Origin of the sequence: Pseudomonas sp. NPDC089428 (assembly GCF_044749325.1) — a bacterium.
GTDB lineage: Bacteria > Pseudomonadota > Gammaproteobacteria > Pseudomonadales > Pseudomonadaceae > Aquipseudomonas.
In genome coordinates this window covers 28,815-42,179 of record NZ_JBIVHT010000016.1, presented here as the reverse complement: position 1 = coordinate 42,179, position 13,365 = coordinate 28,815, and the positions used below count along the sequence as shown (strand labels likewise).

General features: G+C 63.6%; 9 protein-coding genes. All 9 read right to left on the bottom strand.

Annotated elements, in window-relative coordinates:
* Position 1 precedes the first annotated feature (1 nt).
* The gene (bcsB, locus tag ACIPZ5_RS22925) at positions 2-2,284 is read right to left on the bottom strand and encodes a cellulose biosynthesis cyclic di-GMP-binding regulatory protein BcsB (protein WP_343599118.1); all 2,283 of its coding nucleotides are present in this window, start codon (positions 2,282-2,284) and stop codon (positions 2-4) included.
* The gene (gene bcsA, locus ACIPZ5_RS22920) at positions 2,281-4,890 is read right to left on the bottom strand and encodes a UDP-forming cellulose synthase catalytic subunit (protein ID WP_400810797.1); all 2,610 of its coding nucleotides are present in this window, start codon (positions 4,888-4,890) and stop codon (positions 2,281-2,283) included. The genes bcsB and bcsA overlap by 4 nt, the downstream gene beginning before the upstream one ends.
* A complete protein-coding gene (bcsQ, locus tag ACIPZ5_RS22915) occupies positions 4,887-5,603 on the bottom strand; it encodes a cellulose biosynthesis protein BcsQ (protein WP_343599122.1) in 717 nt (238 codons plus the stop codon). The genes bcsA and bcsQ overlap by 4 nt, the downstream gene beginning before the upstream one ends.
* The gene (bcsR, locus tag ACIPZ5_RS22910) at positions 5,600-5,818 is read right to left on the bottom strand and encodes a cellulose biosynthesis protein BcsR (protein WP_343599124.1); all 219 of its coding nucleotides are present in this window, start codon (positions 5,816-5,818) and stop codon (positions 5,600-5,602) included. Before bcsR ends, bcsQ begins: the two co-directional genes overlap by 4 nt.
* Positions 5,815-7,443: a cellulose biosynthesis protein BcsG gene (gene bcsG, locus ACIPZ5_RS22905; RefSeq protein ID WP_343599126.1), complete on the bottom strand. Its 1,629-nt coding sequence runs from the start codon at positions 7,441-7,443 to the stop codon at positions 5,815-5,817. The genes bcsR and bcsG overlap by 4 nt, the downstream gene beginning before the upstream one ends.
* Positions 7,440-7,622 carry a cellulose biosynthesis protein BcsF gene (gene bcsF, locus ACIPZ5_RS22900; protein ID WP_400810795.1) on the bottom strand — a complete coding sequence of 61 codons (183 nt, stop codon included), beginning with the start codon at positions 7,620-7,622 and terminating at the stop codon, positions 7,440-7,442. Before bcsF ends, bcsG begins: the two co-directional genes overlap by 4 nt.
* Positions 7,619-9,109, bottom strand: coding sequence for a cellulose biosynthesis protein BcsE (gene bcsE, locus ACIPZ5_RS22895; RefSeq protein WP_400810830.1), 1,491 nt, complete (start codon positions 9,107-9,109; stop codon positions 7,619-7,621). Before bcsE ends, bcsF begins: the two co-directional genes overlap by 4 nt.
* Before the next feature lie 238 nt (positions 9,110-9,347).
* Positions 9,348-10,724 (bottom strand): HlyD family type I secretion periplasmic adaptor subunit, encoded by a 1,377-nt coding sequence (locus tag ACIPZ5_RS22890; RefSeq protein ID WP_343599130.1) that lies wholly within the window; start codon positions 10,722-10,724, stop codon positions 9,348-9,350.
* On the bottom strand, positions 10,714-12,870 hold the full coding sequence (locus ACIPZ5_RS22885; protein ID WP_400810793.1) for a type I secretion system permease/ATPase: 2,157 nt from the start codon (positions 12,868-12,870) through the stop codon (positions 10,714-10,716). The genes ACIPZ5_RS22890 and ACIPZ5_RS22885 overlap by 11 nt, the downstream gene beginning before the upstream one ends.
* Positions 12,871-13,365: the final 495 nt, after the last annotated feature.

The window sequence follows — 13,365 nt, the reverse complement described above, 5'->3', positions numbered from 1 at the left end:
GTCAATCGGCCCCACCCAGGCGACGACGCCCAGCCCAACGCAGCGCACGCCACAACAGGAAGGCAAACAGCAGCACGCTGATTACGGCGATCACCGCGATCAGAGTCGGGTAATCGGACAGGTGGAACCACAGCAGCAGCCACCAGGGTAGCTGGCCGACGTAATAGTGTTCGCCAACGAACTGGCTGCTGACACCGCTGCTGCGCACCAGGGCGACAGAGCCCGCCACGGCGTCGAGCTTGCCGGAATCGGCCAGCACTTCACGCAGCAAGCCGTACGCCGCATCGGAGCTGGCCAGCAAGGCGACCACACTGCGCTGTTCGTGGAACGGCGACTTCAGGCCGGTGATCGCGGCAATCGGTGCCTGCGCGCTCACTTCGATGCGGCTGTTGGACATCACGGGGGCGCCATCGAAGCGGCGCAGGCCAGGTTGATCCACCGCCCGCCCCTGCACCATCCAGTCGCGCTGGGCGTTCAGCAGCAGGCCCAGGTTCGGTTGCTCGCGCAGGTCTTCGGGCAGGCTGCCAATCAGCAGCAGGTCGGCATCGGCGCCTGCAGCCTGTTTCCAGTTGTCGGTCAACTGCACATTCAGGGCCGGGTAGCCCACATGCCCGCCGATGCTGCTGATCACGTCAAGCAAGGTGCCGACCTGCATCGCCGTGGGTTTGGCCGGTACCACGATCAGGGTCTCGGACAGGTCGGCCATGCGGCTGTACGGGAAGCCACTGCGGACGAAGGCGCGCAGGTCAGGCATGGCCATGTAGTGGTAATAGCCGGACAGGTCGATGGTCGAGTTCTCGTCGATCGCCGCACGCACGTCTACCGGCAGCGTGGTCTGGCAGTGATCGCGCTGGGCGCTGCCCAAGGTGCTGGCGAAGCTGAAGTCGAAACGCAGACGGTTGCGTGCGCCGATTTTCAGGGCCGGGACCATCGATTGCTCGGTCAGGGCGGTGCTGTCCGTGGACAGCACGTTCAGGCGCATCTGTTCCAGGGTACTGCTGCGACGGTCGTTGCCCACCAGCGGCATGCTGGTGATGTACTGGTCGTTGACGCTGATGCTCAGGCGCGATTCATCGGTAACCGCTGGCGGCGTGTAGCGATACAGGGTTTGCAGCGGAATGCCCTGGTTGCGCCAGACGAACAGGTCCGGCGGCAGGTTCACGTCGAGGGTGATCGGCCGTGGCTGCAAGCCGCTGACCTGCAGTTGCTCGGGGTAGTCGAGCAGCTCGGAGAACCGTACCGGGCGGTCGGTACGCGTCCAGTTCGGCGCGTCGTAGGGCTTGCGTGGCTGCAATGCGGTCATCTGCTCGACCTTGACCCGCGAACCGCGGAACAGGTCGCTGCCGACGGCCAGCGCCGAGGCGGCCTTGACCAGGTCCTGGTCATCGCGGCCCAGTACCAGCAGCAGCTTGCTCCAGCGGTCGTTCGGGTGATCGATCAGTTGCACGACCGGGCCATCGACCGCCGGGAATTTCTCCAGGTCGGCGAGGAACGCCGGGCGCCGATCGTTGGTGGCGAAGACAATGACTGGCTGCGGTTTGTCGCCGCTGGCCGGCAGGCTGTTGAACGTCACCGGGAAGGTCGCCTTGCGCCAGCCGGCCTTACTGCCGAAGTACGACGCCAGGATCGCTGCGGCACGCTGCTCACCCAGGGTCGGGGCGTCGGCAAAGACCACCGGCAACTCGACCTTGTTGGTTTCGCGCGCATCGAAGAACGGCAGCGGGAAGTAGGCCAGGTCATTTTCCAGCGCCAGCGCCTGCTCGTGCAGCTGCACCTGGCTCTTGCGATTGACGTTCAGCCACAGGCCGCTGTGCGCCGGGTCTTCACAGATATCGGTGTAGTGCCCGACGAACTCCAGGCGTACCCGGTTGAAGTCGCTGATCAGTTTCGGATCCAGCTGCAGTTGACGACGCACGCGCTGGCCAAGCTGGTCCTTCTCGATCGGCACCACGCCCATCAGCTCGTCGTTGAGGTACACGCGCAGATGCGACAGGTTCGGCAGCAGGGCTGGCGACGGGGTGTAGTCCAGTTGCAGCACTGCGTCGGTGGCCAGCCGATCGCGGCGCAGGCCGAACTCGATGTTCTCGCTGTTGCGAACGCCCAGCATCAGGCTGTCGGCCGACCGGCCAAGCTGCTCGAAGGTCTGGGTGACGGGCCAGTTGGGCACCGATGGCTCGGCCGGCATGGCAAGGGGGGCTACAGCGGCGACAGCAGCGTTCTGGAACAGCGAGGCAAGCAGCGCCATCGCCAGGCCCCAGGTGCGCGCGGGATAACGAGTCATCATGCGTCTCGGTCAGCAAGGTTCGTGGAGGGAAGAGGTCGTGGTGTCTGCGGCAGGTAGCTGCCCAGCCAGCGCAGCAGCTCGTACAGTGGCAGCAGCCACCCGCGCAGCCAGATGGGGGTGTGCTCGATCATGCGCAGGTAGCCGACGCCGCCCAGCTTGAGCACGTCCATCAGGCTGCGCAGCGGGCGGTCGACTTCGTGCTTGTCCTGCCAGCCCAGCCAGGCATCGGCGCGGGCGAAGGTGCAATGCACCAGGTCGATGCGCTGCTGCTGGCTGAGGCCCTCGAACGTCAGGCCCACATGCCGGCCGACAATGCGGGTGACCCGCGCGTTGAAGGCAAACTCACGCTGCCCGCGGCTCAGCAGCAGGCGCACACGCTCCCCTGAAGCGGGCTTCACACCGTCACCCAGCTGCAGGCCGATGCCGCCATCGGAATAGTCGACCAGGGTGCACGGGAAAGCGTGGCCGCTTTCCAGCAGCAGGGCGGCCGGCAGGTGCATCTGCACGCGGTGCGCACGGCGCACCTGGCGCACTTCGGCGGCCACTGCGCAGGCGGCGCCGAGAATCAGCAGGTTGTAGGTCACCCACAACGAACTGACGATCACCGTGCCGATTTCCGCAGCCGGGCCGGTGAACAGGCGCCAGACAGCAAAGCCCAGGCCGACCACGTTGAGGCCCGCGAGGAACAGGTACGGCTGGGCGATGCGCCAGTCGAACTGCCCGTGCTCCATCAAGCCGCCCTTGGCGGTGACATTGAACTTGCCCTTCTTCGGCGCAAACAGTGCGACCGTGGTCGGACGGGCGATGTACCAGGCCAGCACGGTCTCGTAGACCTCACCCCAGAACGTCTGCCTGTACTTGCCCTGCATGCGCGAGTTGGTGAGGCTGGCGTGAATCATGTGCGGCAGCACGTACAGCAGGATCATCACGGCCGGCGCGTAGATGATGTAAGCGTGCAGCAGCAGGAACGCCAGCGGCGCGGTGAGGAACACCAGCCGCGGCAGGCCGGCGAGGAAGTGCAACATGGCGTTGGCGTAGCAGATCCGCTGGAACAGGCTCAGGCCGCGGCCGAACAGGGGGTTGTCGGTGCGGAAGATCTGCACCATGCCACGCGCCCAGCGAATACGCTGACCAATGTGCGCCGACAGGCTCTCGGTGGCCAGGCCCGCAGCCTGGGGAATACCCAGGTAGGCTGAGGTCCAGCCCCGGCGGTGCAGGCGCAACGCAGTGTGGGCATCTTCGGTGACCGTTTCCACGGCAAAGCCACCAATATCCTCCAGTGCGGTGCGCCGCAGCACGGCACATGAGCCGCAGAAGAAGGCCGCGTTCCACATGTCGTTGCCGTCCTGGATAAGCCCGTAGAACAGCTCACCTTCGTTGGGGCGGCGGCGGAACGAACCCAGGTTGCGCTCGAACGGGTCGGGCGAGAAGAAGTGGTGAGGCGTCTGCACCAGCGCCAGCTTCGCGTCCTTGAGGAACCAGCCTACGGTCATCTGCAGGAAGGAACGCACCGGCACATGGTCGCAGTCGAAGATGGCAATCAGCTCGCCGTCGGTGACCCCCAACGCATGGTTGAGGTTACCGGCCTTGGCGTGATTGTTGTTCGGCCGCACGATGTAGCCCACACCGACCTCGTCGGCGAAGGCACGGAATTCCTCACGCTTGCCGTCGTCGAGGATGTAGATGCGCAGGCATTCGCGCGGCCAGTCCAGGCCCAGGGCCGCGAGCACGGTGGTACGCACCACCGAAAGGTCCTCGTTGTAGGTGGGGATCATCAGATCGACCTTGGGCCAGCGCGCCGGGTCTTCCGGGAGGTTCGCCGGTTTGCGCTGCAGTGGCCAGCAGGTCTGGATGTAGCCGAGGATCAGCACGAACCAGGAGTAGGTTTCCGCCGCGAGCAGAATCACGCCACAGACCAGGTCGAGCGAGTCGTTCCAGTTCAGGGTCGAGGTGTAGCGCCACCACAGGTAGCGGCAGGAAATGATCGTCGACAGCACGATCAGCATCAGGGTCGGGAAGCGGCCCGGCATGTAGCGCACCAGCATGGCGATGCCCCACAGCAGGAAAATGAACACCAGCTGCGCCAGGTAACCAAACGGCTCGGTCACGCAGAGCACGGCCAGCAGCACGGCGAACGAGGTGAGCACGGTATAGAACAGGCGCCGGCCGAACACACTCAGCCTTTTCAGGCGCTGGGCGGCACCTTGCTGCAAGTCGCTGTCGCGAAAACGTGCCGGCACCTGGCCCATGGTTGTGGCCACCCGGGCACGCCAGTTGCGCAGCACCTTCCAGGCTTTGCCCAGGTAGCCGGCCGCGAACGACAAGGCACGCAACGGCCGACCGGGTTTACGCGGCTGAGGCACTTGCCGCAGCAGCAGCCAGACGCACTGGATCAGCAGCCGCAGCGGGTCACCCAGTGTCGGCCGCTTGCCGACGAACTGCGGGAACAGGCGCTGACGCTCAGCCAGCAATGCCTGCCAGGCAGGTGATTCAAGCCGCAAGAACAGGAAGGCCAGCCACACGCCCAAGGTGAACAACAGGGCGACCGCCCGCTGTGCGCCGCGCGTGGTGAAATGGGCGTAGGCCGTGAAGGGGGTCACGTTCACGCTTCGCGCCTCGCCAGGCAACGTACCGCGAGGCTTTGCACATCCCGGGATGCCAGGCACTGCGGCGCGTAATGGCCGACCGGCGCCTTGCAGGCGAAAGCCTCGACGAATGCTTCGTCACGGTGCACCAGCTGCATCGGCAGGCGCTTGCGGAACAGGTCACGCCACACCATCAGCACATCGCTCTGCAGGCTGCTGGCCGGATCGAAACGGTTGACCAGCAGCAGGTCGTAACGCTCGACCTGCTGACGGCCAAGCAGGACGTGGCTGGTCATCTCGGCCTCGGCCACCAGGATTCGCATGTCGGTGACGAAACCCCGCGTGGTCTTGGCCGCTACAGGGTGAGGCAGATCGAACAGCAGCCAGTCGAAATGCTTGGCCAGTGCCGCCTGGCGAGTTCGCCACACTTCAGGCTGCCAATAGCCGTTCAGTTCATCGAGCCGGTGCGGATCTACTTCACCAAAGGGCATCACGCACAGCCCGTCGAGCACCTCATACAGGGGCTCGCTGTAGGGCCGCCCCTGCAGCTCGGCGCACGCCCAACCATCGCGTTGCTCGAGCGGCAGGTTGAAATGCAGGCCCAGCAGGTTGTCCGGGCTCATGTCGACCAGCAGTACGCGCTCGCCCAGCTCGTGCAAGGCATAACCCAGCGCCGCCAGCAGCGCGGTACGGCCTAGACCGCCACGCAGTCCATGCAAGGCCAGGCTGATCATGGCAGCGCGGCCTCAGGCCGCTTTATACGTGCCGGGGCAGCGTCTTCCCGCAGAGCCATGCAGCTTTCGCCCAGCAGCGGCCAGCGCTGCAACGCCTGCTGCACACCGACCATCATGGAAATGTCCTGATAGCTCAAGGCAGGCATGCCCAGGTACTGACGCAACTGGGCGATATCATCACTGCGGTCGGATGGGTCAGCTTTGCCAGTCTTCATGGGCTCTCCTTGGGAACAGGCTGCCAATCCGGCTGGCCTTGCAGGCGCATATAGGTACGGCCCTGGTAATCCACTACCTGGGCACCAGAGGTTTCCGACACACGCTCGGTGGTCGGCAAGTCGGTCAGCAGGCTCGGCAGGTCGAGGGTCTGCCCCGCCCCCAGCCCGGCATACACGCGGGAAACCAGCTCGGACAGCGCCAGGAAGCTGGTCGGCGCGGTGACCCGCAACGGCTCGCCGCGCGCCGGTTGGCCCATGCCGATGAACTTGAGGCCGACCGGCACATGGGTGATCGACGGTGTCGGGATCTCACGCATGCCGGACAGCTGCATGCGGTCACCGTGCAAGGCCGCACCGTGCTCGGGAACGATGGCGACCACGACACGACGGCCACTGCCTTCAAGTTCGTCGAGGAACTTGCCGAGATCGTTGAACAGGCGGTTGGCCCGCGTGGCGTAATCGGCCGGGCGCGTGCCACCGTCGGCGGTGACCATGCGGTTGCCGTCGTGCAGGCTGATGGTGTTGTAGAACAGCGAGACATGGTCGGCGCCAGAGCTTTTGCGCTTGCCCCACCAACCATGCAGCACGTCCAGGTCGCCAGCGATCGGCGAGCCGTCGAAGCTGACCAGGGCCCGCGGGAAGTCACTAACGCTGAAGCCTGGCTGAGGCATGTGCTGGGTGGTGATGTCGCCGATGAAGTTGTCGAAGCGCCCACTGTGGTTGAGCAGTGTCTGGCTCTGGAAGCCCAGTTTGGCCAGGTTCTGGAACAGCAGGCACTGTTCGGGCGCCTGCTGGTACAGGCCCGCATGGGACGACTGGCCGCAGCTGGCGCGGAGCATGCGAATCGCCGCCGGCCCGCTGTAGGACGTCGCCGAGTTGAACTGATCGAAGACCACGTCCAGGCGCGAGAACAACGCGTTGTCGTGCATGCCGACGGCCGAGAGGTCGTCCCAGGCCAGGGAACACACGTTGATCACCAGCAGGTCGAAGGTCTGCTCATCCGGCTTCGCGACAGGGAATGCGGTCACCCGTTGACGCTCACTGGCGAAGAAGCGCTCCAGCCAGGCATTCAGGGTCGCCGTGTCGGCCACGGCGGCAGCCGGCGCAGCAGCGGCCGTGGTGGCCGAAGTGGCTGCCCCTGCAGCGGCTGGCTGGCCGCCACCAATGCTCAGTGCCGGCAGCCCGCCGACCGCCAGCCAGGCCAGGCCGGCCAGGCTCAGGGTGCTCAGGCGCAGCCAATGCCGCAGGAACAGGTAGCCCACCACCAGCAGCACCAGGGCGCCCATCAGGTTCCAGTTGATGAACCTGGCCAGCAGTTCCAACAGGTAATCCCACGAGAAATCGAGCACCCCCGGCTGCGCCAGCAAACGCTGGAATGGTGGCAGCCAGGTGTCGTGATAGAACAGCGCGATACCCAGCGGCACGGCCACGGCCTGGCGCCCGACGCGCAACCAGCGCCCCGGCAGCGGGATCAGCAGGAATGCCGCGAACAGCAGGTTGGGCAGCGCCTGGAAGTCGAGCATGCCAACGGCGACCAAGAGGAACTTGGCCAGGAAATAAAGGTTCCAGGCACCCAGGCCGTGCCAGCGGAGCGGTACCCGGGTGGAAAGTGTCGAACTGGTCATTTTTCAGGGCCCTGACGCACTACACGGCGGCGTACACCCACCGGCTTCAGGTAACGGGGTCGCAAAACGCGGTTGAGCCAGCCCTGCACGATGGCACGTACGCGCACCACGAACAGGACCAGGATCAAGGTAACCAGTGCACTGATGCCGATTACCTGAAGCATTTGCACAAAATTCATGCTGCCCCTCCGTGGCCCAAGGCGATCTGCCGAGGTGCCAGGGTGGGCCGTTTAAGCGCCGCTGGCAGTGCCACCGACTCGGCCAGCGGCGGCTGCGGCAGGGTGTCGTCGAGAAACACCGGAGCGTCCAGGCTATCGAGGCTGACCAGAAGATCCTGGCTGATGAACAGCTCCTTCCAGGACAACTGGAAGATGTGGTCCAGCGCCTGTTCTACACCCTCGGAACGGCAGGCGAACAAGAACAGGAACAACACTTCGCCGACCACGCAGGCGATATCGCCATCGCGGCGGAACACCGTGCGCGCGCAGGCCTGCAGCGGGCTCAGGCCCGGAGCGGGGCGCAGCACCAGCAGTTGGTGGACGATTTCACCGTTACGGTGGCCGTGCCACATTTGCTGCACCGCCTCGGCAAATACCCGTGGCGCCACCAGGCCGCAGACCGGCAGTGGCCGCAGGCGAGCGAGCAAAGCATCGAAATCCACTGGCAGGTGACGGCGCCAGACATAACCCTGGATGCTGTCGACCATGGTCAGGAAGCGCGAAAGGCTGGCACCAAACGGCACGATCTGGCTGGCACCACAGGCCAGCAACAGCTGCTCGTCCTGATAACGCAGGGTTGGCGCCATTTCCCGCACCACCAGCTTCAGGGCATTGCCGCGCAGCTGCCGCAAGGTATGCAACTGACGGGCAAGGACATCGAGGCGCTGGCCACCGTCCATGGCGAAGATCACGGTTGCAGATACCGCGCGGCTGGCCTTGGCACCCACCTCGCTGATGCTGTCAAAGACCTGCCAGTGCTCCGACAATGCCGGTGCTCCTTCAAGGACCTGGCTCTGGGCCAGGCAGAGCAGCTCGTCGCCACCAGCATCAGTCAACGGCAGCGGCTGCCCGGCAACCGCAAAACCACCGGCATGGCGCGCGAGCTCCAGGTCCTGGGTACCTGCAACGCCGAGCCTGTTGCTCCAGAAGTGCTGCAGGTAACGCGTGCCACCCTGGCCACGATAAAGCTGGGCGAGCCCGTCGAGCGACTGGTTGAAGGCGCGCAGGCGCTCGACCAGCGAGGCGCTCTGCCCTTCACTGATCACCAGAATCAGCGCACCGGCGGCAAGCGCCGCCTGACGCAGCGCCTGGCACCAGTGCTCGGCTTGGCCGCCTTCCCAGGCAGCCGACGGCACGATGACCAGCAGCATGCGGCCTGGCAAGTCGATACGCGGCAGGTCGTTTTTCAGGTGCAGGATGGCCCGCGTGTCGGCCTCGAACAGCGTCAGTTCGCCAGGACCGCAAGCGGGATCCAGGCCTTCGAGGGCATCCTGAATGACGCGCGCACCCCCGAGCAACGCCGCCCGGCCTTGTTCAGGCATGGCTTCGATCACTTGGCGGCAGAGCGTAGCGGCGTTTTCTGTGGTGTCACAGGCCAACCAATACAGGCCTTGCTCATGGAACTGACTATGCTCGGCACCTAGTCCGGGAATAGCCAACAACGGAATACTTTTCGTCAAAACAATGACTCTGAATTCGAAATCGGAACTGATTCAAAGACGTAGGCCGCGCGGATGCAGTTGCGGCTTTTTGACGAGCGAAAGTGTCAAAAATACGACGCTTGCAGTTGGGGCTTTAGTTTAAGCCGTCAATTCTACAGCACTCTGTGAAAATAGTGTCAAGGTGATATTCGTTTGAATTAGGCACACGTTTGCCAAACGTGATCTCGCGCAATTTGACGGCTGCTCAACGTTCGCGCAACGCCTCGGTCTGGGCCTTGATGATCGGCTTGAGCAGGTAGCTCATGATGGTTTTCTTGCCGGTCTTGATATCCACTGTGGCGACCATGCCAGGGATGATCAGCAGCGGCTTGTCGTCGCTGCCCAGGTGGCTTTTTTCGGTACGCAGGCGGATCAGGTAATAGGTGGTCTTCTTGTCCTCGTCAGTGATGGTATCGGCGCCGATCTGCTCCAGCTTGGCCTCGAGGCCGCCATAGATGGTGTAGTCATAGGCGGTGAACTTGACCATGGCTTCCTGGCCGGGGTGCAGGAATGCAATGTCCTTGGGCAGGATCTTCGCCTCGATCACCAGGGTGTCATCCAGCGGGACGATTTCGATGATGTCACTGCCCGGCTGGATGACCCCGCCGATGGTGTTGACCAGTAGCTGCTTGACGATCCCGCGTACGGGCGAAGTGACCAAGGTGCGGTTGACCCGGTCGTCCAGCGCCTTGCTGGTAGCCGTGGCCTTGTTCAGCTCGGTACGGGCCTCGTTGAGCTGAGTGAGGGCATCACTGCGGAACTTGCCACGGGTTTCCTCGATCTTGCTCTGCACTTCCTTGATTGCCGCTTCAGCTCGCGGAATGGCCAGCGCGGTGGCATCCAGCTCGCCACGGGTCTCGACCTCGGAGCGGCGCAGGCGCAGGATTTCGACCTGGGAGACGGCGCCTTTGGCCACCAGTGGCTCGGACATGCCAATTTCCTGTCGCAGCAGCTGCAGGCTGTTGGCGTACTGGTCCCGCTTGGAGTTGAACTCGCGCAGTTCCTGTTGCTTTTGCACCAGTTGCTGCTGCAGGCCGCTGACTTCATCCTGCAACTGCTGGCGACGGCTCTGGTACAGCGACTCTTCACTGGCGGCCTGGCTGGGCGCCGCCTGGCGCAGGCTGTCTTCGATCTTCAGCGCAACGTCTTCGACCTCGGCGCTCAGGCGTTCGACGCGCAGGGCCATGGCCACGCGGTCGGCCTCGGTTTCGCCCTTGTTCGAGGCAAAGCGGGTTTCGTCCAGGCGCAGCAGCGGCTCGCCGACTTCAACCACCTCCCCTTCCTTGGCGAAAATTTCGGCGACGATGCCGCCCTCAAGGTTCTGGACTTTCTGCACCTTGGACGAGGGAATGGCCTTGCCCTCGCCGCGGGTGACTTCGTCGATGGGCGCGAAGCTGGCCCAGACGATCATGAACAGGAAGAACGCAATCACCCCCCAGATGGTCAGGCGCACCACGCGCGGGGCGTCCTCGATAAGCGCCTTGTTGACCTCGGGAAGCGGCTGCCCATGCAGCGACTCCGAACCCTTGAAGTAGCGGCGCAGCTGTTCCTTGAACTGACCGATATCAAGCTTATGCAACACTGATCTGCCCCTTCTTCAGTGCATCCATGACAGCGGTTTTCGGGCCGTCGGCAACTACCTGGCCACGGTCGATGACGATCAACCGGTCGACCAGCGTCAACAGCGAGGCGCGGTGGGTGACCAGCAGCACGGTCTTGCTCTCGATCACCGCCTGCAGGCGCTGCTTGAGGCGCTCTTCACCGGTGTTGTCCATGGCCGCGGTGGGTTCGTCGAGCAGCAGGATCTGCGGATTGAGCAGCAGTGCCCGGCCCAGGGCCACGTTCTGTCGCTGGCCGCCGGACAGGTTCTGCCCGCGCTCGCCGACCTGCAGCTCGTAACCGTCCGGGTGCAACCGGGCGAACTCGTGCACGCCGGACAACTCGGCAGCCTGCAGGATCATCTCGTCCTCGATGTAACGCGCACCGCTGACCAGGTTATCGCGCAAGGTACCGGCCAGCAGCTGGATGTCCTGGGGCACGTAGCCGATGTTGTGGCGCAGCTCGCTGACGTCGATCTGGCGGATATCTACGCCGTCGACCAGCAGCGAGCCGTTGTCCGCCTCGTACAGGCCGACCAGCAGCTTGGCCAGGGAGCTTTTGCCCGAGCCGCTGCGACCGATGATGCCGACCTTTTCGCCGGGGCGAATGCTCAGGCTGATGTTCTTCAGGGCCTGGTTTTGCTGGTTGGGGTAAGTGAAATCGACGCCACGGAACTCGATCGCACCTTGCAACACCTGGCGGCTGAGCGGGCGCTCCTCGAAGTTGCGCTCCTGGGGCAGTTCCATCATCTGGTCGGTGGCGGCCATGGTCACCTTGGCCTGCTGGTAGCGCGCCAGCAGGCCATTCAACTGGCCAAGCGGGCCGAGGGCGCGGCCGCTGAGCATGTAGCAGGCGACCAGCCCGCCCATGCTCAGGCTGCCATCGATGATCAGGTAGACCCCCACGCAGATCATTGCCACGCCTGCCAGTTGCTGGATCAGCAAGGTGATGTTCATGGCCAGGCCCGACAGCACCTTTACCCGCAGTTCCAGGCGGCTGAGAGTGCCAAGGGTCTGCTCCCACTTGTACTGGCGTTCGCTTTCGGCGTTGTTGACCTTGACCGCATCCAGCCCGGCCAGGGTTTCGATCAGGCTGGACTGGCGTTCGGAGGCCAGCGCCATAGTCCGCTCCATGGTCGCCATCAGCGGCTTCTGCAGCGCATAGCCGATGCCGAGGGCCAACGGGAAGGCGAGCACCGGAATCCATACCAGGTGGCCGCCGATGATGGCGATGACCATGAGGATGATCAGGGTAAACGGCAGGTCGATCAGGCTGGTGAGGGTCAGCGACGCGAGAAAATCGCGCAGGCCCTGGAATTCATGGATGTTCTGCGCGTAGCTGCCGACCCTGGCGGGGCGGTACTTCATGGCCATGCCGACGATGCGCTCGAACAGCGTGGCCGAGATGATCAGGTCCGCCTTCTTGCCGGCCAGGTCCAGGCACAGGCTGCGCAGGCCCTTGAGGATCAGGTCGAAAATGTAGGCCCCGGTAATGCCCACCGCCAGCACCCAGAGGGTCGAGGTGGCCTGATTGGGCACTACCCGGTCGTACACGTTCATGACGAACAACGGTGCAGCCAGGGCAATCAGGTTGATCACCAGGCTGGCCGCGATGGCGTCGATGTACAGCCACTTGCTGCGCAACAAGGTGTCGCGGAACCAGGACTTGGCGCGCGGGATGAGGTTGCCGTGGTTGACGTCGTACTTGTGCTGCGGCTGGGCGAAAAATACCCGGCCGCTGTAGTCACTGATCAGGGCTTCCCGGCTGACCAGCACTTCGCCACCGTCGCTTTCGCTGAGCAGCAGGCGCGCGGTTTCAGGGTTTTCCCAGCCGAGCAGGACGGCAGCGCGGCCCTCCTTGAGCAGCAGCATGGCCGGCATGGCAATAGAGGGTATCTGCTCCAGCTTGCGCTGCAACAGGCGGCCCTGAAGGCCCGCCCGAGCTGCGGCACGGGGCAGCAACTCAGGGCTCAGGCGCTGAGCTGGCAGGGGCAGCCCGGTGGTCAGCATCACCCGGCTGGCGGGTTTCTGATGCAACACGCAAAGGGTCAGCAGACAGTCCAGCAGGGGATCGTCGTGCTGACTTCGCGGATCGTGGCTGAGCTGGATTCTTCTGACGTCGGATTCCACGTGGTGCTATTCCTTGCAGGAGTGGGGGATTCCCCTTCATCAATTGCCTGTTGTTCTACCAAGCAGACGGCAGCAAAACCCGAAGATTCCATTACGGCTGCACAGCGAACAGTTCAGAAAATATAGCCGCCCTTCCAGCCTCACTATCAAAGACTAACGATTGATCTCGCCCGCGCAAGTCAAAGCTGCGCAGCGCCTGTACCAAGAGGCGGGTGAATATTTGCCAATGCCAAGCAGCATGGGGCCTAGACAGCGAACACAAGCGTTCTTTCGCTAAAAAGACATTACAACTAATACGAAAGTGAGAGTTGGCAAGCGGTTAATTAACGATATGACTTTAGATTGCCCAGCACTCGCAGTGGGACAAGAGTAGTCAATATTTCGTCATTTAACGGCAGCCCTGAGATTGCAAGTTCGAACTTTCTATATTCCCTGAATAAAAGCACTTTCTAACCACTCCACACACCCGTCAGCGGGGCATGGAAGATACTGATC

What these genes read in the sequence shown, in the direction of transcription:
- bcsB (WP_343599118.1), bottom strand. Translation starts at nt 2,284, where the DNA reads ATGATGACTCGTTATCCCGCGCGCACCTGGGGCCTGGCGATGGCGCTG.
- bcsQ (WP_343599122.1), bottom strand. Translation starts at nt 5,603, where the DNA reads ATGATCAGCCTGGCCTTGCATGGACTGCGTGGCGGTCTAGGCCGTACC.
- bcsR (WP_343599124.1), bottom strand. Translation starts at nt 5,818, where the DNA reads ATGAAGACTGGCAAAGCTGACCCATCCGACCGCAGTGATGATATCGCC.
- bcsG (WP_343599126.1), bottom strand. Translation starts at nt 7,443, where the DNA reads ATGACCAGTTCGACACTTTCCACCCGGGTACCGCTCCGCTGGCACGGC.
- bcsF (WP_400810795.1), bottom strand. Translation starts at nt 7,622, where the DNA reads ATGAATTTTGTGCAAATGCTTCAGGTAATCGGCATCAGTGCACTGGTT.